At 67.3% G+C, this 21,680-nt stretch carries 19 protein-coding genes; 11 read left to right on the top strand and 8 right to left on the bottom strand.

What is annotated here, in order from left to right; translation table 11 throughout:
• Positions 1-60: 60 nt before the first annotated feature.
• On the top strand, positions 61-1,653 hold the full coding sequence (gene hutH, locus ARTSIC4J27_RS17940; protein ID WP_050056557.1) for a histidine ammonia-lyase: 1,593 nt from the start codon (positions 61-63) through the stop codon (positions 1,651-1,653).
• Between the two features lie 163 nt (positions 1,654-1,816).
• Positions 1,817-2,053: a hypothetical protein gene (locus ARTSIC4J27_RS17935; RefSeq protein ID WP_050056556.1), complete on the top strand. Its 237-nt coding sequence runs from the start codon at positions 1,817-1,819 to the stop codon at positions 2,051-2,053.
• A gap of 93 nt (positions 2,054-2,146) precedes the next feature.
• Here the strand turns inward: ARTSIC4J27_RS17935 and ARTSIC4J27_RS22970 are convergent, their stop codons facing one another.
• Complete coding sequence (locus ARTSIC4J27_RS22970; RefSeq protein ID WP_050056555.1) at positions 2,147-2,407, bottom strand: hypothetical protein; 261 nt, start codon at positions 2,405-2,407, stop codon at positions 2,147-2,149.
• A gap of 237 nt (positions 2,408-2,644) precedes the next feature.
• Here ARTSIC4J27_RS22970 and ARTSIC4J27_RS17925 point away from each other — a divergent pair, with 237 nt between their 5' ends.
• Positions 2,645-3,580, top strand: coding sequence for a fumarylacetoacetate hydrolase family protein (locus ARTSIC4J27_RS17925; RefSeq protein ID WP_050056554.1), 936 nt, complete (start codon positions 2,645-2,647; stop codon positions 3,578-3,580).
• Here the strand turns inward: ARTSIC4J27_RS17925 and ARTSIC4J27_RS17920 are convergent.
• The 4 genes from ARTSIC4J27_RS17920 to ARTSIC4J27_RS17905 are packed head-to-tail and all read right to left on the bottom strand — an operon-like array spanning position 3,577 to position 7,084.
• On the bottom strand, positions 3,577-3,966 hold the full coding sequence (locus tag ARTSIC4J27_RS17920; protein ID WP_050056553.1) for a universal stress protein: 390 nt from the start codon (positions 3,964-3,966) through the stop codon (positions 3,577-3,579). The two genes, ARTSIC4J27_RS17925 and ARTSIC4J27_RS17920, sit on opposite strands and share 4 nt — an antisense overlap.
• Positions 3,963-5,573 carry a tripartite tricarboxylate transporter permease gene (locus ARTSIC4J27_RS17915; RefSeq protein ID WP_050056552.1) on the bottom strand — a complete coding sequence of 537 codons (1,611 nt, stop codon included), beginning with the start codon at positions 5,571-5,573 and terminating at the stop codon, positions 3,963-3,965. Before ARTSIC4J27_RS17915 ends, ARTSIC4J27_RS17920 begins: the two co-directional genes overlap by 4 nt.
• On the bottom strand, positions 5,574-6,077 hold the full coding sequence (locus ARTSIC4J27_RS17910) for a tripartite tricarboxylate transporter TctB family protein (protein WP_050056551.1): 504 nt from the start codon (positions 6,075-6,077) through the stop codon (positions 5,574-5,576).
• The gene (locus tag ARTSIC4J27_RS17905; RefSeq protein WP_050056550.1) at positions 6,074-7,084 is read right to left on the bottom strand and encodes a Bug family tripartite tricarboxylate transporter substrate binding protein; all 1,011 of its coding nucleotides are present in this window, start codon (positions 7,082-7,084) and stop codon (positions 6,074-6,076) included. Before ARTSIC4J27_RS17905 ends, ARTSIC4J27_RS17910 begins: the two co-directional genes overlap by 4 nt.
• Positions 7,085-7,381: 297 nt before the next feature.
• Here ARTSIC4J27_RS17905 and ARTSIC4J27_RS17900 point away from each other — a divergent pair, with 297 nt between their 5' ends.
• Positions 7,382-8,998, top strand: coding sequence for a sensor histidine kinase (locus ARTSIC4J27_RS17900; RefSeq protein WP_050056549.1), 1,617 nt, complete (start codon positions 7,382-7,384; stop codon positions 8,996-8,998).
• On the top strand, positions 8,995-9,663 hold the full coding sequence (locus tag ARTSIC4J27_RS17895; RefSeq protein WP_050056548.1) for a response regulator: 669 nt from the start codon (positions 8,995-8,997) through the stop codon (positions 9,661-9,663). Before ARTSIC4J27_RS17900 ends, ARTSIC4J27_RS17895 begins: the two co-directional genes overlap by 4 nt.
• Before the next feature lie 4 nt (positions 9,664-9,667).
• On the opposite strand, the gene hutG is transcribed toward ARTSIC4J27_RS17895, so the two are convergent.
• Complete coding sequence (gene hutG / locus ARTSIC4J27_RS17890) at positions 9,668-10,621, bottom strand: formimidoylglutamase (RefSeq protein WP_050056547.1); 954 nt, start codon at positions 10,619-10,621, stop codon at positions 9,668-9,670.
• Positions 10,622-10,797: 176 nt separating this feature from the next.
• Between hutG and ARTSIC4J27_RS17885 the strand changes: the two genes are divergently transcribed.
• Complete coding sequence (locus ARTSIC4J27_RS17885; RefSeq protein ID WP_050056546.1) at positions 10,798-12,102, top strand: cation:proton antiporter; 1,305 nt, start codon at positions 10,798-10,800, stop codon at positions 12,100-12,102.
• Positions 12,103-12,165: 63 nt separating this feature from the next.
• Here ARTSIC4J27_RS17885 and ARTSIC4J27_RS17880 read toward each other — a convergent pair whose 3' ends face one another.
• A complete protein-coding gene (locus ARTSIC4J27_RS17880) occupies positions 12,166-13,608 on the bottom strand; it encodes an NCS2 family permease (RefSeq protein WP_050056545.1) in 1,443 nt (480 codons plus the stop codon).
• Between the two features lie 113 nt (positions 13,609-13,721).
• Here ARTSIC4J27_RS17880 and ARTSIC4J27_RS17875 point away from each other — a divergent pair, with 113 nt between their 5' ends.
• Positions 13,722-14,327: a copper resistance CopC family protein gene (locus ARTSIC4J27_RS17875; protein WP_050056544.1), complete on the top strand. Its 606-nt coding sequence runs from the start codon at positions 13,722-13,724 to the stop codon at positions 14,325-14,327.
• A gap of 6 nt (positions 14,328-14,333) precedes the next feature.
• Here ARTSIC4J27_RS17875 and ARTSIC4J27_RS17870 read toward each other — a convergent pair whose 3' ends face one another.
• Complete coding sequence (locus ARTSIC4J27_RS17870; protein ID WP_050056543.1) at positions 14,334-14,960, bottom strand: FAD-dependent monooxygenase; 627 nt, start codon at positions 14,958-14,960, stop codon at positions 14,334-14,336.
• A gap of 494 nt (positions 14,961-15,454) precedes the next feature.
• Here ARTSIC4J27_RS17870 and ARTSIC4J27_RS17865 point away from each other — a divergent pair, with 494 nt between their 5' ends.
• The 4 genes from ARTSIC4J27_RS17865 (at position 15,455) to ARTSIC4J27_RS17850 (ending at position 21,656) form a co-directional block, all read left to right on the top strand.
• On the top strand, positions 15,455-16,492 hold the full coding sequence (locus ARTSIC4J27_RS17865) for a universal stress protein (RefSeq protein WP_050056542.1): 1,038 nt from the start codon (positions 15,455-15,457) through the stop codon (positions 16,490-16,492).
• Positions 16,493-16,622: 130 nt separating this feature from the next.
• On the top strand, positions 16,623-19,325 hold the full coding sequence (locus ARTSIC4J27_RS17860; protein ID WP_235436780.1) for a PEP/pyruvate-binding domain-containing protein: 2,703 nt from the start codon (positions 16,623-16,625) through the stop codon (positions 19,323-19,325).
• Positions 19,326-19,383: 58 nt separating this feature from the next.
• The gene (locus ARTSIC4J27_RS17855) at positions 19,384-20,670 is read left to right on the top strand and encodes a hypothetical protein (RefSeq protein WP_327077660.1); all 1,287 of its coding nucleotides are present in this window, start codon (positions 19,384-19,386) and stop codon (positions 20,668-20,670) included.
• Positions 20,667-21,656 (top strand): ABC transporter ATP-binding protein, encoded by a 990-nt coding sequence (locus ARTSIC4J27_RS17850; RefSeq protein WP_083435524.1) that lies wholly within the window; start codon positions 20,667-20,669, stop codon positions 21,654-21,656. The genes ARTSIC4J27_RS17855 and ARTSIC4J27_RS17850 overlap by 4 nt, the downstream gene beginning before the upstream one ends.
• Positions 21,657-21,680: the final 24 nt, after the last annotated feature.

The following is a 21,680-nucleotide window of genomic DNA, read 5'->3' as shown; positions in this document are numbered from 1 at the left end:
AGAGCCTCGAAAACGACAAGTACGGAGCAGTCGATGGAACCTCACCACAAGGAACTTCCAATGACCGCTATAACCCACGAACCGCTGACCGTCACCCTCGGCTCCAGCGGCGTCACGCCCGAGGATGTTGTCGCCGTCGCGCGCCACAACGCCCGGGTCACCATTTCCGCGGATGCCCTGGAAACGGTGGCCAAGGTCCGCGCCCACATCGACGGCCTCGCCTCCAGCGACGTCCCGGCGTACGGCATCTCCACGGGCTTCGGCGCCCTCGCCAACCGCCACATCCCCAACGAACTGCGCACCCAGCTCCAGAAGAGCCTGATCCGCAGCCACGCCGCCGGCATGGGCCCGGCCGTGGAACGCGAAGTGGTGCGCGGCATCATGTTCCTGCGCGCCAAGACCCTTGCCTCCGGCCGCACCGGCGTCCGCCCTGTGGTCCTGCAGACCATGGTGGACGTCGTCAACGCGGGCATCACTCCCGTGGTCCGCGAGTTCGGGTCACTGGGCTGCTCCGGGGACCTCGCCCCGCTGTCCCACTGCGCGCTGGTCCTGATGGGTGAGGGCCAGGCGGAAGGGCCCGACGGCGAATTGGTGGGCGGCGCCGGCCAGCGCACCGTAGCGGAACTGCTCGCCGATCACGGCATCGAACCCGTCACCCTCGCCGAGAAGGAAGGCCTGGCCCTGGTCAACGGCACCGAGGGCATGCTGGGCATGCTCCTGATGGCCATTGCCGACCTTCGCCAGCTGCTCACCACGGCGGACATCACCGCCGCGCTCAGCGTCGAGGCGCTGCTGGGCACCGACCAGGTGTTCCTGCCCGAGCTGCACGCCGCCCTCCGTCCCCACCCGGGACAGGCGGCCAGTGCCGACAATATGCTGCGCGTGCTGTCCGATTCGCCCATCGTGGCCTCCCACAAGGTAGGGGACTCCCGGGTGCAGGACGCCTACTCGCTCCGCTGTGCACCGCAGGTGGCCGGCGCGGTCAGGGACACGCTGGACCACGCTGCCCTGGTGGCATCGCGCGAACTGGCAGCCGCCATCGACAATCCCGTGGTCCTGCCGGACGGGCGGGTGAGCTCCAACGGCAACTTCCATGGAGCCCCCGTGGCCTACGTCCTGGACTTCCTGGCGATCGCCGTCGCCGACCTGAGCTCAATCGCCGAGCGGAGGACGGACCGGATGCTGGATCCGGCCCGCTCCCATGGCCTTCCCGCCTTCCTGGCGGCTGACCCGGGAGTGGATTCGGGCCTGATGATTGCCCAGTACACCCAGGCAGGGCTGGTGTCCGACAACAAACGGCTGGCCGTCCCGGCGTCCGTGGACTCCATCCCGAGTTCGGCCATGCAGGAAGACCATGTGTCCATGGGCTGGCACGCGGCGCGCAAACTGCGCAAGGCAGTGGAGAACCTGCGCCGCGTCCTGGCCATCGAACTGGTGACCTCGGCGCGGGCACTGGACATCCGCACGCAGCTCTCGGGCGGCGTGCTGACCCCGGGACCGGCGGGCACTGCCGTCGTCGCTGCCCTCCGCGCCGTGGTGGACGGGCCGGGGACGGACCGGTTCCTTTCGCCCGAACTCGAAGCGGCTGACCAGTTCGTCGCCGCAGGTGAGGTGCGCCGGGCGGCCGAATCCGCCGTCGGCTCACTGGCGTAAGGAAGAAGAATCTTCGGAACCACAACACTAACCGTCCGCCTGGTGAAATTTCCGCCGACACGGTCATCGGGCGGGCGGGGAGTGTAGTAGAACTGAAGGTGTAGTGAAAGTCACATCAAAGAGGCTGTGGCGGAAGAACATATACAAAGGGGTAGAAGTTCAGATGAAAGCACGTGGGGCAGTCTTATCGAGGCGCAATGCCCATTCCGCCGCTATTTCCGACTGGAGGACCCTCCGGGCCGGGGAACGCGTGGAGATCATCAAGCAGGCGCATGTGGTGGCCACCGGGGAGGTGGAGGAAGTCTCCCAGAGCGGCAACGTTTTGTGGCTTGTGCCCTCTGGTCCTTCCGAGAAGCAGCTCTTTTTGAAGTCCGACGGCGTTCAGGTGCGCCGCGGCTGACGGGTTTGGCAAGACAAACAAAAGTTCCGCCCTGCGTGCTGCAGGGCGGGAACTTTTGTTTGTGCGCGGAAGAGGCGTTTCCATCGCAAACTGTCAGGCGGCGATGGCCTCGTAGGTCTCGCCGAACGGCACTGATTCATCCAGCGCCACTGTGTAGCGTCCCGGGCGGAGCCTCGTGACGAGAATCCCGCAGGAGGCGTCCTTGGCGGCCACCTCGATCAGCCCGGCGACTGCTTCTTCCAGGCCTGCGTGCATCTCCCCGGCAGTGGAAAACTCCAGGTCGATGGTCCGGTTCAGCGGCTCTTCGGCGAAAGCGGAAGGAGCCGGCAGGCGTTCCAGAGTGGCTGTAGACATGTACTGAACTTTCTGTTTCTTCGTCCCCCAGGGCCAACCCAGTCTACCGGCTGAGGATCCGAATGTCAGATGACTGTCCTCTAAGCGGGCGTTTGTACGGGCAGAACGGCGCGAACCTGCCGCCGCACGTGCAGTCACAATCGGCGCAGTGGCGAAGTCCCGCCCGGCTCGGACACCATGGTGGTAAGCCATCATCAACCGGATTGCGGCCGGACTGCGGAGAGAAGGACATCCTGTATGAAGATCATGCGCCTCGGAGACATCGGCAAGGAACAGCCGGCCGTTCTGGCAAGGTCCGCCGACGGAGGGGAAGAGTACTTCAGCCTGCTGCCCCTGACCGGGGACGTTGACGGCGCCTTCCTCGCCGCCGGAGGTCTTGCGAAGGTGCGGGAAGCCCTCGATGCCGGCGTCCTGCCGGTCATTGAGGGAGGTGCCGGGCTGCGGGTGGGCGCTCCGGTGGCCCGTCCAGGGGCGGTAGTGGGCATCGGCATGAACTACGCCGCGCACGCGGCGGAGTCCGGCTCCGCACCACCGGAGATTCCCGTCGTGTTCCTGAAGCCGACGAACACCGTCACTGGTCCCTTTGATCCTGCCCCGGTCCCGCCGCATTCAACCCAGTACGACTGGGAGGTGGAGCTGGGCGTTGTGATCGGCAGGGAGGCCAGCTACCTGGAGTCAGTGGAGGCGGCGCGGGACTGCATCGCCGGGTATGTCACGGCCAACGACTTCTCTGAGCGCGAATACCAGATTCCCGGCGCCGCGGGCCAGTGGACCAAGGGCAAATCCCTGCCCGGTTCCACGCCGCTGGGCCCGTGGCTGGTTCCGGCGGATGGGATCGACGCCGGCAACCTGCCCCTGCGCAGCCGGGTGAACGGTGAACCCCGGCAGGACTCGTCCACCGCCGGGCTGATTTTCGACGTCGCCACTCTGGTGCACCACTGCAGCCAGTACATGCGGCTGGAGCCCGGCGATGTGATCATCACCGGGACTCCAGAAGGTGTTGCTCTCAGCGGCCGCTTCCCATACCTGCAGCCGGGGGACGTGGTGGAGGTTGAGGTTGAAGGCCTGGGGCGCCAGCGCCAGGAACTGTTCCGCGCACGTCCAGCAAGCGCCCGGCCGGCCATGCAGGCGCCTGCGGAGCAGGCGCCGCAGGAACAGCTTCAGTCCAGCTAGGCCTTTACGGCCAGGACGGGGCAGTCGGCTTCCAGCAGGATCCGCTGGGACACGCTGCCCATGATGAGTTTGCCCACCGGGGTCCGGCGCCGCAGCCCGATCACAATCAGTTCAGCGTTGTTCTCCTCCGCCGCATCCAGGACTTCGGCGGCGGCATCGTGGCCACGGACCGGCTGCTTGATCACGTGGTCGATGCCCTGGGTGGCCAGCCGGTCCTCGATGCTCTGGATTTCCGGCTCCTGGGCGTAGCGGTTGTCCACCAGGGCGTCACCTTTGGACGAGTTGATGACCAGGAGCCTCGTGTTGGTCTTCCTGGCTTCGGCGATGGCCTGCGTCAGGGCTGCTTCACCCTCCGGGGTCGGGACGTATCCCACCACTATGGTCATGGTGTCTCCTTCTTCTCTGACTGGACGGCGTTTTCTGAATGGACTGGCAGGTCTGCATGCGCAGAGCTGCCGGAAGGAGCATCCGGTGCGGAAGGTGTGGCCGGACCTGATGTGGCTGGCGCCGGACGGTTCCGCAGGATCAGCTTGAAGAGCAGCGGCCACAGCAGGATCAGCCCCACGATGATGTAAACAACGACGGCGATCGGCTCACTGAAGAGGCCGGCGGGGTCGCCCGCGCTGAGCTGCAGCGTCTTCCGGAGCTGGCCTTCGATGCGCGGGCCAAGGATCACGCCAAGGATGAGCGGCAGCACCGGCAGCCCGAAGCGCCGCATCATGAATCCGAGTGCACCGAGAACCAGCAGGATCACCAGGTCGAACGCCTGCAGGTTCACCGAGTAGGCGCCCAGCGTGGCGAAGAAGAGGATGCCCGCGTACAGGTACGGGCGGGGGAGCTGCAGTAGCTTGGCCCACATCGGTGCCAGCGGCAGGTTGATCAGCAGGAGCAGGAGGTTGCCGATGAACAGGCTCGCGATCAGCGCCCACACCAGGGGACCCTGGCTGCTGAAGAGCTGCGGGCCCGGCTGGATGCCGTAGGAGGTGAAGGCGGCGAGCATAACGGCGGCCGTGGCGTTGGTGGGCAGGCCCAGCGCCAGCATGGGTGTCAGGGTGCCGGCGGCGGCAGCGTTGTTGGCGGCTTCCGGTCCGGCGACACCTTCGATGGCACCCTTGCCGAACTCTTCAGGGTGTTTGCTGAGGCGCTTTTCTGTGACATAGGAAAGGAATGTGGGGATCTCGGCGCCGCCCGCCGGCAGTGCGCCGAAGGGGAAGCCGTAGGCGGTACCGCGCAGCCACGGCTTCCAGGACCGCTTCCAGTCGGACTTGCCCATCCAGGGCTGCCCCACCGGAATGGCATGCAGCGGGGTGCGGCGCAGGTGGGCGGCAACCCAAAGGGCCTCGCCAACCGCGAAGATGGCCACGGCCACCACCACGATATCCAGGCCGTCCGCCAGCAGTGGCTGGCCGAACGTCAGGCGGCGCTGGCCGGTGACGGAGTCGATGCCTACCAGGCCGATGGCCAGGCCGAGCGCCAGCGAGGCGAACCCGCGGAGCCGGGACGAGCCCAGCACAGCAGTGACGGCCAGCAGGGCCAGGACCATAATGGCGAAGTAGCTGGGGGCGCCCAGGCTGACGGCGAACTGCACCACGATCGGTGCGCAGACGGCCAGGAGGGCGGTACCGATGGTGCCGGCAACGAACGAGCCGATGGCCGCCGTCGCAAGCGCCTGCGCCGCCCGGCCGGCCTTGGCCATTTTATTGCCTTCGATGGCCGTCACCACCGACGACGATTCGCCCGGGGTGTTCAGCAGGATGGAGGTGGTGGAGCCGCCGTACATGCCGCCGTAGTAGATGCCGGCGAACATAATGAAGGCGCTGGTGGGCTCCAGGGCATAGGTGACCGGAAGCAGCAGGGCTACGGTCATGGCCGGGCCGAGGCCCGGAAGGACGCCGACGGCGGTGCCCAGGAGTACGCCGATAACGGCGTAAAGGAAATTCATGGGGGTGAGGGCGGTGGCAAAGCCGTCCATCAATGAGGACCAGACGTCCATTTAGAGGATTCCTTCCAGGAGTCCGGCCGGAAGGGCGATGCCAAGGCCGAGGTAGAAGCCGTAGAAGGTCAGCAGGGCCAGGGCCACGGAGATGAGCCCGTCGCGGATGTAGTGCCTGCTCCCGAGGGCAAGGACGCAGCCCCAGAACAGGACAGTGCCGGAGATGACCCAGCCGGCCCAGTCGATGAGCAGGATGTTCAGGATAAAGGCGCCCGCCAGGGGCAGGACGGTCTTCCAGTCGGCAGGGTGGGTGAGGTCCACGTCTTCGCCGCCCTCGGCCTCGCCCTGGCCGCCGCGGAGCACGTTGATGGCCAGCAGGATGGCGCAGACCACCAGCAGGCCGGCCACGATGTAGGGAACGGTTTTGGGACCGACCGGATCGGATTGGGAATACGGGGTTGCCAGGCGGTTGGCGTCCACGAAGACCAGGACGCCGGCCGCGCCGAGCAGGAGTGCAACTCCCAGCTCGGCGCGGCCTTTAAGGCCTGTTGTCAGGGAGCTCACGCCAACCCAAGCTTGGTGAGGACGTCCGCCACCCGCTTGTCCTGGTCGGTGAGGAAGGTCTCGAACTCGTCGCCGGTGATGAAGGCGTCGGTCCAGCTGTGGGTCTTCAGCGCTTCCTTCCAGCCTTCGGTGCCGTGCATCTTCTCCAGGGCGGCAATCAGCTTGGCTTTGTCGTCATCGCTGATGCCCGGAGGGGCCACGACGCCGCGCCAGTTGGTGAACACCAGGTCGATGTTGGATTCCTTCAGCGTGGGTGCGTCCACGCCTTCGAGCCGCTCGTCACCGCTCGTGGCCAGGACGCGCACCTCGCCGGACTGGATCTGCTGCAGGTACTCGCCGGCGCCGGAGGCGGCAAAGCCAAGCTTGTTGCCGAGGATTGCTGGGAGCAGGTCGCCGCCGCCGTCGTAGGCCACGTAGTTAACCTTGGTGGCGTCAATGCCTACTGCGCCCGCGAGCTGCATGGGGAGCAGGTGGTCAGGGCCGCCGGGGGAGGAGCCGCCGCCCACGGAGATGGAAGCGGGATCGGCCTTCCAGGCCTTGACCAGGTCATCGATGGTCTTGTACGGCGAATCCTTGCTGACCATGATGGCGCCGGGCTCTTCGATCAGGCGGGCCAGCGGTGTGGTTTCGGTCAGCTTTGACTCGGACTTGTTGGTGTAGCTTGCGCCCACCACGCCCAGGCCCATCAGCATGGTGAGGTCCCCGTTGCCCTTTTCGTTCACCACGCGGGCCAGGCCCACCGTGCCGCCGGCGCCGGCGAGGTTAAAGACTTCGGTGTTGGTGGAGATCTTCTCGTCGTCGAGGACCTTGGCTGCAGCGCGGGCGGTGGTGTCGTACCCGCCGCCGGGGGTGTTGGGGACCATGATCTGCAGGCCGGTGAGGGGCCCGGCGGCAGCGCCGGAGCTTTCCGTACCGGTGGAGCTCTTTCCGGTGGCACCGCAGCCGGTGGCCATCAGGGCGATGCCGGCGGCGACGGCGGCAATACGCAATGCGCGGATCTGGCGCATGGTGTTCCTCTTCTCATAAAAATGATCAGCAAGACTGACTTGGTGTTTCGATGCTAGGTTCCGCGGTGATGCCGGTCACTCTTATGTACGCAGAGAAAGTTAAGTTCATTGCGTTCACGTTTCAGCGAACCAACCGTGGCTGCGCGCGGCTGGGTCAGAAAAGGCCGGCGGCCGTGGCCCGGGCGCTGCCTGCGGTATAGTTCCCGTACCTCCGCCCAGCGGCCAAAATGCCGCAGCCTGGCCGGAGACAGACGCTGAACCATCCAAAGGACCACCACTGTGACTCGACGAAGAGGGATGTCCCTCGCGGGGCAATACCTCGTGCTGCAGTTGCTGATTGTGTTGGCGGTCCTGGTTGCGGTGGTGGCCATCTCCCTGGCCCAGTCCGCCGCCACGTTTGAGCGGGTGGAGGGCCGGCGCGCGCTCGCTGCCGCCGAAGCCCTGGGCAACAACCCCGCTGTGCGCTCGTTGCTGCCGGACGCGCAGCCACGGGTGGGAGCAGCACTTCCCGCAGTGGCGGAAGCGGTGCGGACGCTGTCCGGATCGTCCCAGGTGGCGTTGGCGAAACTGGACCGCACCGTGGTGGCTTCCTCCGATCCCGGCCTGCTGGGCGGGAAGCTGGATATCGGGGCCAGCCGGGTTATGGAGGGACGGGCCTGGACCGGCGTGGTGGCAGAAAGCAACGCTGCCGTCCTGTCCGCGCACGTGCCCGTCCTCGATGACGCAGGAAAAATGATCGGGATCGCCGCCATCAGCCGGAACTATCCCACCACCCTGGAACGGCTGGGGGACGCGGTACCCAACCTGCTCACCTACCTCGGCGTTGCCAGTGTCCTCGGGGTGGCCGGTTCCCTGCTGCTGTCCCGGCGGGTTAAGCGCCAGACCCTGGGCATGGAACCGAGTGAGATTACCGGCCTGGTGGAAAACCGGGAAGCCATGCTGCACGGGCTCAAGGAAGGGGTGGTGGCGCTCGATCCGAACGAGCGGATCACCGTCGCCAATGACAGCGCCCGGGAACTGCTGGGCCTGCCGGCGGACTGCGTGGGCAAGAAGATTTCATCCCTTCCCGTGGACCCCGCGCTGAAGGGTGTCCTCACGCGCGACCAGCCGGATCCGGACCAGCTGGTGCTGGTGGGCGAGCGGCTGGTGGTGGCTAACCGGGTCCCCATTCGCTCGCGTGGCCGTGACATCGGCTCAGTCACCACGCTGCGTGACAGGACCGAGTTGTCCTCCCTTGAGCGTGAGCTGGGCGCTACCCGCACCGCCACGGATACCCTCCGCGCGCAAGCCCACGAGTTCGCCAACCAGCTCCACGTGATTTCCGGCCTGATCCAGATCGGTGAATATGATTCGGTGGTGCAGTTCGTCAATGGCGCCACCGTGGACCGGACCAGGCTTAATGATGAGGTCACCAGCCGCATCCAGGATCCCGCGCTCGCTGCGCTCCTGATTGCCAAATCCAGCCTTGCCACCGAGCGGGGTGTGGCCCTGCAGCTGGATCCCGAGTCCGCCCTGCATCCGGTCAGCGACGAGTTGTCCCGCGACCTCACTACGGTGGTGGGGAACCTCGTGGACAACGCGTTCGACGCCGTGACGGGACTTCCGGACGCCGCTGTCCGCGTGCTGGTGGAAGAGGGCAGGGACGCGCGGACGGGTGCAGGCCAGGTCACTGTCACCGTCCGTGATAATGGCCCGGGCGTCCCGGAGAAGGCAGTGGAGGAGATTTTCCGCCAAGGGTTTACCACCAAAGAGGTGGGGCCCGCGGACGGCCGCGGCTTCGGCCTGGCCCTGTCCCTCGTGGTCTGCCGTCGGTCCGGGGGCGATCTCACTGTGGCCAACCACAACGGAGCAGTCTTCACCGCACGGTTCACCAGAGGTACAACCCAGCACAAAAGGGGTGCAGCGAAGCCATGATCAAGGTGCTGATCGTTGACGACGACTTTATGGTGGCAAAGGTGCACGCCGGCTTCATCCAGCGCACGCCCGGCTTCACCGTGGTGGGTGCTGCCCATACCGGCGCCCAGGCCGTCACCGAAACGGAGCGGCTGCAGCCGGACCTGGTGCTGCTGGACATCCATCTTCCAGACATCAACGGCCTGGATCTTATGCACCAGCTGCGCGATGTTGCCCCGGAACTGGACGTGCTGGTGATCAGCGCGGCCCGTGAGGTCGAAACCGTGCGCAAGGCCCTGCGGGGCGGAATTGTGCACTACCTGATCAAGCCGTTTTCCCAGTCTGACCTGCAGGAGCGCCTGGAGCATTACCGCAGCGCGTACCAGGGCCTGGACTCGGCCAAGGACGTCGCGGAGCAGTCGGATGTGAACCGGGTGTTCGGCCTGGACCGGACGGAGCGCCCGCTGCCCAAGGGCTGCAGCATCGAGACGTTGAAGCTGGTGGAAGCCGCGCTCAACGCCGCGGAGAGTGACCTGTCCGCGGCGGAGGTGGCCGAACAGTTGGGGACGTCCCGGGTCAGCGCCCGCCGCTACCTCGAGTACCTGCACGACGAAGGAACGCTGGACGTGAGGCTGAAGTATGGGGTGGGGCGCCCGGAGCGTCGCTACGTCATGAAGGGCAAGTAGCCGGTCAGCGCAGCAGGGTGTCAATCAGCCGTGCGGCAACCTTCGCCGTCCTGCCGTCCACATCGAAGTCCGGGTTCAGCTCAGCGACATCAAAGTGCAGCAGCTTCCCGGACCGGACCACCTGGCGGCACACGGCGCTGATGACCGGAAGCGGCACGCCGTACGCAGCGGGTGCGCTGACTCCGGGCGCCACCGCTGCCGGCAGCACATCAAGGTCAATGGTCAGGTAGAGGACGTCGATGTCCGCGAGGAACCCAGCAACGAACTCCTGCACCTGCTCCGCGCCGCAGTCCTCATCCAGCAGGTACCGCACGCCCAGCTCCTGCGCCGTGCTGAACAGCGTGCGGGTGTTGTTGGGCTCGGAGATTCCGACGACGGCGTACCGGAACTCGCGTCCGGCGGCGGCTTCCGCGCGGGCCATCTGGAGGAACGGCGTGCCGGAACTGGGTACAGGCTCGTCGCGCAGGTCGAAGTGGGCATCGAGGTTCAGGACGCCCAGCCGCCGGCCGCTTTGGACGGCGGCGGATGCGGCAACGCCCGAATAACTGGCGTAAGCGGTTTCGTGGCCGCCGCCCAGCACCACGGTGAGCTGCCCGGAGTCGAGCATTCCCCTGATGGCGCGGCCGGCGCGTTCCTGGCCGGCCTCCAGGCCGGAGCCGGACACCACGACGTCACCGGCGTCCGCCACGGGTCGGTCCAGGTGGAATGCCAGCGGGCCCAGCGCGGCACGCAGTGCGGCGGGTGCGGCAGCCGCTCCCGGGCGGCCCTTGTTCCGGCGGACCCCCTCGTCACTGCAAAAGCCGAGCAGCGCGGCAGGTTGTTTTGCGGAGCCAGCGGTGGCTCCAGCGTCGTATTTGGCTACCGCCTGCCACCAGCGGCGGTGTTCGGCGCCGTCGCCGTCGAACCTGCCGGTCCAGGGCTGGGGCGGGACGTCGACGGCAGGGGTTGAGGCAGGCATGGTTCAAGCTCACCGCATGCCGGGGACGAAAACCAGCAGCGCCGCCGTCGCAGTGTCTGGAATTTGAGAACCTGCGGCGGAATCCGGAGGGGCTAAGGTGGAGCAATCCCCTACGGGACCCATGCCATCTTGCCCCGCAACCAGGGTGCACTCGACCCAGGCCGGAGAACATCGCCGTGTTTGAAGCCCCCAACATCCTCTTTGCCGCCGCCGGACTTGCCGTGTTCACCGCCGCGGTGCTCCCCAAACTGCTGCGCGATATGCCGTTCTCCATGCCCATGGTTTTCCTCGGGGCGGGCATGGGCGCGTTCGCCCTGATTCCCACCCTTCCGGACCCGGACCCGGTAGCGCACGGCGACTTTGTCCTGCATCTCTCAGAAATCTGCGTGATCATTTCGCTGATGGGCGCCGGGCTGGCCCTGGACCGGCCCGTAGGGCGGCGCCTGTGGTCAACCACCTGGCGTCTGCTGGGAATCGCCATGCCGCTCTGCATCATAGGCCTGACCCTGCTGGGGTTGTGGTTCCTGGGCCTGGGCCTTGGCGCCGCCCTGCTGGTGGCTGCCAGCCTCGCACCCACGGACCCCGTCCTGGCCTCCGAGGTGCAGGTGGGAGAGCCCGCTGACGACGACGGCGGCACCAACAAGGAGGACGAGGTCCGGTTTGGCCTGACCTCCGAAGCCGGCCTCAACGACGGCCTGGCCTTCCCGTTCGTCTACCTGTCCATCGCCATCAGTATCGCCGGGTCATCGCCTTCCGCGTGGTTTCCGGAATGGTTCGGCGTGGACGTGCTGTGGCGGCTCGCCGTCGGGCTGCTGCTGGGCTTCCTGACCGGCAAGGTCCTGGCCAGGCTCTTCTTCTCCGCCCGGGCGGACAGCCTGCGGCTGTCCAACCACTCCGAAGGCTTTGTGGCGCTCGCGGCCACGTTCCTGGCCTACGGCGTCACCGAGATGGTTGAGGGCTACGGGTTCATCGCCGTGTTTGTCTGCGCCGTGACCATCCGCGCCGCAGAACGTACGCATGGGTACCACCGGGTGCTGCACTCCTACGTGGAGCAGCTGGAACGGCTCCTCACCGTGGTCATCCTGGTCCTGCTGGGCGGCGCCATCGCCCGCGGGTTGCTGGCGGGAATCGGCTGGGCCGAGGTGCTGGTGGCGCTTGCGTTCCTGCTGGTGGTGCGGCCGCTGGCAGGCTGGCTCGGGCTGCTGGGCGGCAAGACCGGCCCGCGGGAACGGATTGCCCTCTCGTTCTTCGGAATCCGCGGAATCGGCTCCCTGTACTACCTCTCCTATGCCCTGGGCGAGGGCCGGTTTGCCGGCCAGGCGGAGTGGCTGTGGGCTTTTGTGGGCCTGGTGGTGGCGCTCTCGATCGTGATCCATGGCGCCACCACCTCACCGCTGATGAACCGGCTGGACAGGCTCCGCGTGAAAAAGGCCCGCGCTGTCTCCGGAGATGAGGGCCTGGCCCCCAACACGCCCGTGTAGGCCGCCTGCTGCCTCCCGGCATTACAACCCGGCCGTTACAACCCGACCGTTACATCCCGACGGTTACATTCCGACGGCGGCCTCGATGGGGCCGATCGCGAAGAACAGCAGGAACGCCCCGGCCACAGCCCACATCAGCGGGTGGATGTCCTTGACCCGGCCCTGCACGGTGCGGATCAGGACGTACGCGATGAACCCGGCGCCCAGGCCGTTGGCGATGGAGTAGGTGAACGGCATCAGCGTGAAGGTCAGGAAGGCCGGGATGGCGATGCCCCAGTCCTGCCAGTCGATCTTGCCCACCTGGGACACCATCATGAAACCCACCACCACCAGGGCCGGAGCCACGGCTTCGAAGGGAACGAGGTTGATGAGCGGGGTGAAGAACATGGCCACCAGGAACAGCAGGCCGGTGACGATCGAGGCGATGCCCGTGCGGGCGCCTTCGCCGATGCCGGCGCCGGCCTCGACGTAGATCTGGTTGGAGGACACGGATGCGCCGCCGCCGGCGATCGCCCCGAGGGCGTCCACCTGCAGGACCCGGTCGACGTCGGGGATGTTGCCGTGCTCGTCCACCGTTCCGGCTTCGTTGGCCAGGCCCACCATGGTGCCCATCGCGTCGAAGAAGATGCTGAGCAGGATCACGAAGGCCAGCAGGGTGGCGGCCACGAAGCCGAGGTGCTCGAAGGCGCCGAACGGGTTGGCCTTGCCGATCAGGGACAGGTCCGGCGCGGCCCATTCGCTGAACGTGGGGGCCACCAGCGACCAGCCCTGCGGGTTGAAGGGCTTGCCGGGCTGCACGCTGGGGCCGATGTGCAGCGTCATCTCAACGATCACGGCAATCAGGGTGGAGGAGATGATGCCGATCAGGATGGCGCCCTTGACCTTCCGCACCACCAGGGCGATGGTCAGGATCAGGCCAAACACAAACACGGCGGTCGGCCAGCCCAGGAGCTTGCCCTCAAAGCCGAGGCCAACCGGGACGGTGGTGCCTGCCACGTCCGGGATGCGGCGGACAAAGCCTGCGTTGACCAGCCCGATCAGGGCAATGAACAGCCCGATGCCCACCACGATGGCCGTCTTCAGGCCGTCCGGAACCGCTTTGAACACGGCGGTGCGGAATCCGGTGAGGACCAGGATCAGCATGGTGACGCCGGATATTACCACCAGGCCCATCACGTCCGGCCAGGTCAGTCCCGGGTTGGTGGCAACGGTGACCGCCACGAAGGCGTTGACGCCCAGCCCGGTGGCCAGTGCGAAGGGGTGCTTGGCCCAGGCCCCCATCAATATGGTCAGGATGCCGGCAACAAAGGCTGTGACGGCGGCAACGGCAGGGAATCCGAGCGTGGTGCCGCTGGAGTCGGGGCCGGAAAGGATCAGGGGGTTCAGCACCACGATGTAGCTCATGGCGAAGAAGGTGGCGAAGCCGCCGCGGATCTCGCGGGAGAGGTTGGAGCCGCGTTCGGTGATCATAAAATACCGGTCCAGGGCAGAGCCTTGCTTAAGCATTAGTCCTCCGGGGAAGTCTGTGGGGATACCTGAATCCTATGGCGGCCCCGGCGGGATGCCCGCCAATTTCGCCTAGTCTGTTAGGAAGCCAACACCAAGGGAGCAGTCCACGCATGGGTTCCATCCGCCGCCAATTATTGAGCTTTTTGCTCGCGTCCTTCGTTTGCGCCGCCGCTGTCCTGGGCCTGGCCGGCCCGGCGGCCGCCCATGACGCCGCCGAATCCAGCAGCCCCGCCCAGGGCGCCTCCGTGGCCGTAGTGCCGGAGAAGGTGTCGGTGACCTTCAACAACAACCCGCTCGGAATCGGCTCATCCTTCTCCATCAAGGACGCCGCAGGCACGGAGTGGGCGGACGGCCCCGTGGAGATTGTGGACAACGTGGCCAGCCAGAAGCTCAAGGCCGGTGCGCCGGCGGGGCAATACATCGTTGCCTGGCGGGCGGTGAGTTCAGACTCGCACCCCATCGAGGGGACCTTCAGTTTCACGGCCGCTGCGGCTGCCGGCGGGGCTGCTTCGGCGGCCAGTACGACGGCGGCGGCAACAGTTCCAGCCATCGGCACCGCCCAGCCGGGACAGACAGCAGCGCCGGATACCGCCGGCTCGGGTGAGCCGTTCCAGTGGAGCATCGTGATCTTCGCCGCCGCCGCGGTGGGGCTGCTCGCCGCCCTCGCCATCCTGGCCCGCCGCAGGCTCACGGCGGGCACTGACGACGAGCGCTGACCGGCGCTAGCAGGGCAGAATCGCCAGGCTTTCGGTGAACGGGGACGCAACGCCGCCCGGGTTGACCTTGGCGGAGATGGCGTGGCCCACGGTTTTGGCCTGGCGCAGCACTTCCTTCGGGGATGGGGTGATCAGTTCGCCCACACCCACCAGGTAGATGCCGATGGCCCGCATGGCAGCAACCACGTTGCGGCCCACCGCAATGCCGAACTCGTGGATCATCCGCCGCAGCTGGCTGTGGGCGCACCGCGTCAAAACGATGTGGTCGGCAATCAGGATGCCGGTGGGGGTGTGAACCTGCCACTGCGGAACAGCTGTCCCCCCGGTTAGGCCTTTCACCATGGTCAGCTGGACCGCCCTGGTGGTGTTCCGGACATCCACGTCATGGCTGGCGGCATAGTTGCGCAGGTGGCGCAGGATCTCGTTCCGTTCACGGAGGGTGACAGGGTCCGCCGCGTCGCAGCGCTGGAGGGATGCCGTGTTGGCCGGCTGCGCCGCACCCAGGAGGTCCAGTCCGTCCACCACTATCGAATCAACCCCACGGCGGCACAGCTCGGCAGCCACGGCCAGGCCGGACAGGCCCGTGCCAATGATCACAGTGGTGGTCTGCTCGGTCCCGGCATTCCCAGGCATGCTTGACACTACAGTTTCCCTCCTTCGAAGATTCGGCAGGTGCAGGCGTCCTCGCCCGCGCGCGTCCCGTTACCCCCAAAGCCCGGCCGCAGTGCATGGCCCGGGCAGCGCCCACTCGAATGGAAGCAGGCGTCCCGGACCAACAATGTCCTGAAGACTACAGAACAATTGCAGTGCTGGATAGCCCAATCCGGAAACATTCTCCTGCGGGTGAACACGCTTTCCGCGGCCACGCCGAGAGGGCGGGCTTGAGGGTGCCCAGGGGCTTGGGAAGGTACTCCCGGGCGGCCCGCGACGGCAGCCCCGCAAGCCTGTGGATAACCTGACCCATCCGGCCCTGAACAGGCTTGCTAAGGAACGGTGGACGGAGAATAGTGAGAACTGGAAGCAGGGCCTTCCTTCGCAGCGGCTGCTGCTGAACGGGTGCACGGGGAAGGGTCCGGTTTCTGGCAGAATAGCCGCAACATACGGCAGTATCGCGAGGAGGCGGCCCCATGGGCGCACAAGAGTTGCATCCGGACCCGGCACGGGACAACGGTGGTGCTCCTGCCGCTCCCGACGGCATTGTTGTTGGCGTGGACGGCTCGGACCACGGCCAGTGCGCTTTGGTCTGGGCGGCCCGGGAAGCCCAGCGCCGCCGCCGCCCCCTGCACATAGTCACCGCCTATTCCGTGCCCATTTTTGCTGCCTCCGGGCTGGACGGCGGATACGCCACAGTGGACGATTCGGTGATCCGTGAGGGCGCGGAAGCCGTGGTCAAGCAGGCGTTGGAGAAGGTTTCCGCTTACGACATCAACGTCAGCGCCTCCGTGGAAAACGGGGACGCGTCGGGTGTGTTGCTGGAAATGTCGCGGACGGCCGAGCTCCTGGTCTTCGGGACCAGGGGCCGGGGCGGTTTTGTGGGCAGGCTGCTGGGTTCGGTCAGCAGTGCGCTGCCGGCCCATGCACAGTGCCCCACCGTCACGGTGCCCCTGGTGTGTTCGGACCGCCTCGGCGAAACCACCGAGGACAAACGGGTCCGGGCCGAGCAGGCCAAGGCCGGGCACCGGCGCGTGGACAATGTGGTGGTGGTAGGCGTTGACGGCTCGGAGCAGGCCCGGGTTGCCGTCCTTGAAGCCGCGGAGCAGGCCGAACGGCTGGGCGCGTCGCTCCGGGTGGTGTGCGCCGTGCCTCAGTACAGCGGCTCATTGGCCTGGGTGCCGGCGCCCATGGACCGGAAGGCGCTCTTCGCAGACATTCAGGTGACCCTGGACGCCGGGATGGCTTGGCTCAGGAGCCACTACCCCAACCTTCCGGCGGAATGTGAACTGCTGGACGGCTCGCCGGTGGATGTGCTGGTGGAAGCCAGCCGCCACGTGGAACTGGTAGTGGTCGGAACGCGCGGCCGCGGCGGCTTCACAGGCATGCTCCTGGGTTCAACGTCAGACGGCGTCCTCCACCACTCGAAGGGCCCCGTCATGGTGGTTCCGGACCGTGAGGATCCGCGGCTGGCGGACCGGGCGCGTTTCGGGCCCATCCTCGGCGCAGCCTGACCCGGTACGGCGTCTTCGGAACGCCACCATGGCTGCCGACTATTCAGGAGGGGCGGGGCAGGAGCCCCGCCATCCGGGCGGGGTAAATGGCCACACTCTGGTGGTCCGCCTCAGCCACCTCGACGGCGGCATGCTTCCGCTGGTGGGCGGCAAGGCAGCCAATCTTGGTGAACTGATATCAGCAGGACTGCCCGTGCCTGACGGGTTCTGCCTCACCACCAAGGCCTACAAAGAGGCCACCGCCGGGATCCGCGACGGTGCCCTCCGGCAGCTTGGGGACGTTCAAAAAACATCACAGGGAAGCGCGGACCAGGCCGCTGCCCTGGCCGCCAGTGCCGGCAAGGTACGCGAAGCAATCCGCGGCATACCGGTCCCGCCGCACATCGCCGCAGCGGTGGAACAGGCCTACTCCGCGCTGGGGCATAAAACTCCGGTGGCGGTAAGGTCCTCTGCGACGGCCGAGGACCTTCCGTTCGCCAGCTTCGCCGGCCAGCAGGACACGTACCTGAATGTCGTTGGGGCCGAAGCGCTTTTGGAGGCAGTGCGGGATTGCTGGGCGTCCCTTTGGACCGACCGGGCTGTTGCCTACCGGGCGGCCCTGGGCATCGAGCCCCACGAAGTAGCCCTCGCCGTCGTGATCCAAAGGATGGTTGACGCCGCGGCAGCGGGCGTGATGTTCACCGCCAACCCGTTGACCGGAAGGCGCCGGGAGGTTGTCATCGATGCCGCTCCGGGGCTTGGCGAAGCGGTCGTGTCGGGTGCAGTCAACCCGGACCACTTCGTGGTGGACACGGCAACAAACCGGGTCCTCGACCGGAAGTTTGGCGATAAGCGCGTGGCCGTCCGGAGCCTGCCTGGCGGTGGAACCGAAACCCGCACCGTCCAGGACGGGGCGGGCACTTCCAGCCTGACCGATGCGCAGGCGCTGGAACTCGCCGCCCTTGGCCTGCAAGCCGAGCGGCATTTCGGCGCGCCGCAGGACACCGAGTGGGCCATTGACGCCGGCGGCGCGTTCTGGCTGACGCAGTCCCGGCCCGTCACTACCATGTACCCGGTCCCCGAAAGCCGTTCCGCGGCGGCCGGGGGAATCCGGGTGTATCTGTGCTTCAGCCTCGCCCAAGGGCTCACCCGCCCCCTCACTCCCATGGGGTTGGCGTCACTGCGGCTTATAGGTTCCTCCGTGGCCAAGGCGGCGGGGTTCGACGTCCCTGACCCCCGCCGCGGTCCTTCGCCGTATGCCGAGGCGGCGCAGCGCATGTACGTCGACGTCACCACGCCGGTCCGGAGTACCGTTGGCCGCCGCATCCTGCCGCGCGTGTTCGACGTTATGGAGGCCCGCTCCGCCACGGTGCTGCGCCGGATCTTTGCGGACCCCCGGTTTTCGGTGACCCGGAAGACTCCGTTTGGACTGCTGCGCCATGTCCTGCCCGCCGCGGTGCGCACCAGGGCTCCGGAAACGCTGCTCCGCGGGGTGTTGATGCCCAGGTCGGCGCTCCGCCGCCTCGACCGTTTCACCCGGCAGTTCGCGGACAACCTGGAGCTGGGGGCAGGAGCGGGCCCCGTTGAACGGCTGGACCACGCCGAGCGGCTTCTTGGCAGCCGGCTTTTTGCGATTGTTCCGGCCATCCTGCCCTTGCCGGCCCTGGCCTTTGCGTCGCTGTGGGCGGTGGGAAAGCTGCTGGGCGGCCCGGGCCGCGGGGAAGAGCTGCAGAAAGTGCTCCGGGGCCTGCCGCAGAATGTGACCACTGAGATGGACCTCGATTTGTGGCGCCTGGCGTCGGCCATGAAGGACGACAGGGAATCGCGCGAGGCCCTCGAGACGCGCGCGCCGTCCCTGCTTGCCGCGGACTTCAGCGGCGGCAGTCTGCCTCCCGTGCTGCATGCCGGCCTGACCCGGTTCCTGGAGCGGTACGGTCACCGTGCCGTCGCCGAGATTGATGTGGGGATGCCGCGGTGGCAGGACGAACCCGCGTATATCCTGGGCGTCCTGGCCAACTACCTCCGCCTGGCCGATCCCGCCATGGCCCCGGACGCGCAGTTCAGCCGGGCCGAAGCGGAGGCAGAAGCGGCTGTGGACCGGCTTGTAGCCGAGGCCCGCAGGCGCGGCAGGGTGCGGGCCCTGCTGGTGCGCACCGCACTGCAACGCACCAGGTTGTTCGCCGGTTTGCGGGAACTGCCCAAGTACCAGCTGGTCCTGGGACTTGCTGAAGTGCGGAAACAACTTGCGCTCGTAGGTGCCGCACTGGCCGCCGACGGCCGGCTCGAGAGCGGCGACGACGTCTTCTTCCTCGACTTTGATGTGCTCCGGAACGCGCTAAACGGCACCAGTGGGGACGGGGCCGGCCGGCACCGCAACCTGCGCGAACTGGTGGTGGAGCGGCGGGCCGCGTATTCCAGTGAACTAGGCAGGCGCCACATTCCCAGGGTCCTGCTCTCGGACGGCACCGAGCCGGAGGTGCTGTCCTCACGCGGTGCTGCGGCGGCGGATGGGGCCCTGACCGGCAGCCCCGCCTCAGCCGGGTCCGTCACAGCTCCGGCGCGGGTCATCCTGGATCCCGTCGGAGCCCATCTCGAACCCGGGGAGATTCTGGTGGCGCCGTCCACCGATCCCGGCTGGACGCCGTTGTTCCTTACTGCCGGCGGCCTGGTGATGGAGATGGGCGGGCCGAATTCCCACGGTGCCGTCGTGGCAAGGGAGTACGGCATCCCGGCCGTGGTGGGGGTTCCTGAAGCCACGCTCCGGCTGACCACGGGACAACACATAACGGTCGACGGCGGTGCGGGAACGGTGCTGCCCGCGCAGCCCCTTGGGGGTTTGCCCGGGCAGGTGTAGGGTGCGCCGGCGAGGCGTACCCTTGGACTATGGGCTCCAACAACGGAGACTGCCGGCGATGAACCGGAGTATCAGCAACCGGACAAGCCACGGGACCAACGAATTGGCCAGCAACAGGGCCAGGGACCGCGGCCTGAGGCACGCCATGGGCAGCCCGTGGCTGCGCTGGGTTCCCGCGGTGGCGGTACCTGCGATGATCGCTGCCGGAGCGCTGGCAGGAACCATCCCAGCGCGGGCCGGCGACCCCCTGCCTGCGAAGACCCCGGCCGAAGTCATGGCCCTCCTCGCCTCGCACAAAACGCACACTTTCTCGGGCACCATCGAGCAGGTCTCGGAGCTGGGGCTGCCGGAACTGCCCGCAACGCCGCCTGCTTCCGGCCCGGCATCACCTGACGGCGTGGCCTCCTTGATGGAGTTCCTCAGCGGCGGGCACACCGCACGGGTGTTTATGGACGGCACCGCCAAGGCGCGCATCCAGGTGGTGGACCGGCTCGCGGAACGGGACATCATCCGCCACGACAACGACGTCTGGTTCTACTCGTCCAAGGACAACTCGGCGGCCCACCTGACCCTGCCGGCCCACGCCCGTGACCTGCCGCTGGCGGACCCGTCCCAGGCCGGGCCCCTGACTGACCCGGGCTCCGTCGGAACGCCTCCGGCGGACGGACACCATAACCACATGAAGGTCCCGCGCACGCCTGAGGAGCTGGCGGAGAAGTTCCTGGCAGCAGCGGACAGCACCACTGCGGTAACTGTGGGTCCTGACGTTGAAACTGCCGGCCGCCGCGCGTACAACCTGGTGCTTGAGCCCCGCACTGACGGCACGCTCGTGGGAAAGATAGCAGTCGCCGTCGACGCCGGGAACGGCATGCCGCTCTCCGTGAAGGTCACTGCACGCGGTGCTGCCGCGCCTGCCTTCAGCGCCGGATTCACCAGCCTTTCCCTGGAAGCGCCGGAGGCGGCACTGTTCAACTTCACCCCGCCGGCGGGCAGCACCGTGAAGGAACTGCAGTTCCACCACCCGGCCGGTGCAGCGTTCCCCGAAACACCGGGAACGTACATCACTCCTGACGGCCCGGCCGGAAACGCCCAGGACAACGCCCGGCGCTACCAGTCCGGCTCCGGCTGGGAGACGGTAGTGGAAATCCCTGCGGAAAGAGGCGCCGGCTCTGGCCTCAGCGCCCTGCTGACCCGCAACCCGCTGCTGGCCCAGGCTGCTGCCGCCGTCCCTGGCGGCCGGCTGATTTCCACCGCACTCTTCAACGTCCTGCTCACCGACGACGGCCGTATCTTCGCGGGCATGGTCCCGCCGGAGAGGCTGCAAGCCGCTTCCACGGCTCCGTGACGGCCGCTGCGCAGGACTCCGGATCCTGGACGTCCGGGCTGTCCATCCAGACGCAGGGGCTGACCAAGCGGTTCGGGCAGCAGCTGGCCGTGGACGGACTGGACCTTGCGGTGCCGCAGGGCGCGGTCTTTGGTTTCCTGGGCCCCAACGGCTCGGGCAAGACCACCACCATCCGGATGCTGCTGGGCCTCGCCGCGGCTTCCGCCGGAAGTGTCAGGCTGCTCGGGATGGACATGCCGGGCCGGTTCCAGGAAGTCCTTCCGCAGGTGGGCGCACTGGTGGAGGGCCCGGCCTTTTATCCGTTCCTCTCCGGCACCGCGAACCTGCACCGCCTCGACGCCGCCACCAGGCATGCAGCCCCCGCCACCCGGAAGGCACGGGTGAATCAGGCGCTGGAACGGGTGGGGCTGGGGCACGCCGCAGGCAAGCGGGTTCACGCGTATTCCCTCGGCATGAAGCAGCGGTTGGGCATCGCCAACGCGCTGCTCTCGCCCCGCGAACTGCTGGTCCTGGACGAGCCCACCAACGGGCTGGACCCGCAAGGGACCCGGGAGGTGCGCAACCTGGTCCGTTCCCTCGCGGCGGACGGAACCACCGTTTTTGTGTCCAGCCACCTGCTGGCCGAGGTGGAACAGATTTGTACCCACGCGGCCGTGATGAGCGCCGGCCGGCTGGTGGCCCAGGGTCCGCTGGCGGAGCTGCGGCGTTCCGGCACGTCCCGCATCCGCCTTGTCACGCCTGATGGCGGGGCGGCATTGGCAGGCCTTGCCCGGTTGGGGCTGGTGCCGGAGGAAACAGCAGGGCAGCCGGAGGGCCAGGTGCTGACGGCGGCGCTGGACACACGCCAGGGAAACACCGCCCCGGAGGACATTGTGGCCGCCCTCGTGCAGGCCGGCGTCCGGGTCCGCGGGTTCGCTGTGGAACGTGAAAGCCTTGAGGACAGGTTTGTCGCCTTGACGGGGGAGGGGTTTGACGTTGCCCAGTAGCGCACATTCGGAGAGCGCCGGATT

The organism is Pseudarthrobacter siccitolerans (assembly GCF_001046895.1).
In the GTDB taxonomy this organism is placed as follows: Bacteria; Actinomycetota; Actinomycetes; order Actinomycetales; family Micrococcaceae; genus Arthrobacter; species Arthrobacter siccitolerans.
This window is presented reverse-complemented; position numbering and strand designations above follow the sequence as displayed.

What these genes read in the sequence shown, in the direction of transcription:
- hutH (WP_050056557.1), top strand. Translation starts at nt 61, where the DNA reads ATGACCGCTATAACCCACGAACCGCTGACCGTCACCCTCGGCTCCAGC.
- ARTSIC4J27_RS17935 (WP_050056556.1), top strand. Translation starts at nt 1,817, where the DNA reads ATGAAAGCACGTGGGGCAGTCTTATCGAGGCGCAATGCCCATTCCGCC.
- ARTSIC4J27_RS22970 (WP_050056555.1), bottom strand. Translation starts at nt 2,407, where the DNA reads ATGTCTACAGCCACTCTGGAACGCCTGCCGGCTCCTTCCGCTTTCGCC.
- ARTSIC4J27_RS17925 (WP_050056554.1), top strand. Translation starts at nt 2,645, where the DNA reads ATGAAGATCATGCGCCTCGGAGACATCGGCAAGGAACAGCCGGCCGTT.
- ARTSIC4J27_RS17920 (WP_050056553.1), bottom strand. Translation starts at nt 3,966, where the DNA reads ATGACCATAGTGGTGGGATACGTCCCGACCCCGGAGGGTGAAGCAGCC.
- ARTSIC4J27_RS17915 (WP_050056552.1), bottom strand. Translation starts at nt 5,573, where the DNA reads ATGGACGTCTGGTCCTCATTGATGGACGGCTTTGCCACCGCCCTCACC.
- ARTSIC4J27_RS17905 (WP_050056550.1), bottom strand. Translation starts at nt 7,084, where the DNA reads ATGCGCCAGATCCGCGCATTGCGTATTGCCGCCGTCGCCGCCGGCATC.
- ARTSIC4J27_RS17900 (WP_050056549.1), top strand. Translation starts at nt 7,382, where the DNA reads ATGTCCCTCGCGGGGCAATACCTCGTGCTGCAGTTGCTGATTGTGTTG.
- ARTSIC4J27_RS17895 (WP_050056548.1), top strand. Translation starts at nt 8,995, where the DNA reads ATGATCAAGGTGCTGATCGTTGACGACGACTTTATGGTGGCAAAGGTG.
- hutG (WP_050056547.1), bottom strand. Translation starts at nt 10,621, where the DNA reads ATGCCTGCCTCAACCCCTGCCGTCGACGTCCCGCCCCAGCCCTGGACC.
- ARTSIC4J27_RS17880 (WP_050056545.1), bottom strand. Translation starts at nt 13,608, where the DNA reads ATGCTTAAGCAAGGCTCTGCCCTGGACCGGTATTTTATGATCACCGAA.
- ARTSIC4J27_RS17875 (WP_050056544.1), top strand. Translation starts at nt 13,722, where the DNA reads ATGGGTTCCATCCGCCGCCAATTATTGAGCTTTTTGCTCGCGTCCTTC.
- ARTSIC4J27_RS17870 (WP_050056543.1), bottom strand. Translation starts at nt 14,960, where the DNA reads ATGCCTGGGAATGCCGGGACCGAGCAGACCACCACTGTGATCATTGGC.
- ARTSIC4J27_RS17865 (WP_050056542.1), top strand. Translation starts at nt 15,455, where the DNA reads ATGGGCGCACAAGAGTTGCATCCGGACCCGGCACGGGACAACGGTGGT.
- ARTSIC4J27_RS17860 (WP_235436780.1), top strand. Translation starts at nt 16,623, where the DNA reads ATGCTTCCGCTGGTGGGCGGCAAGGCAGCCAATCTTGGTGAACTGATA.
- ARTSIC4J27_RS17855 (WP_327077660.1), top strand. Translation starts at nt 19,384, where the DNA reads ATGAACCGGAGTATCAGCAACCGGACAAGCCACGGGACCAACGAATTG.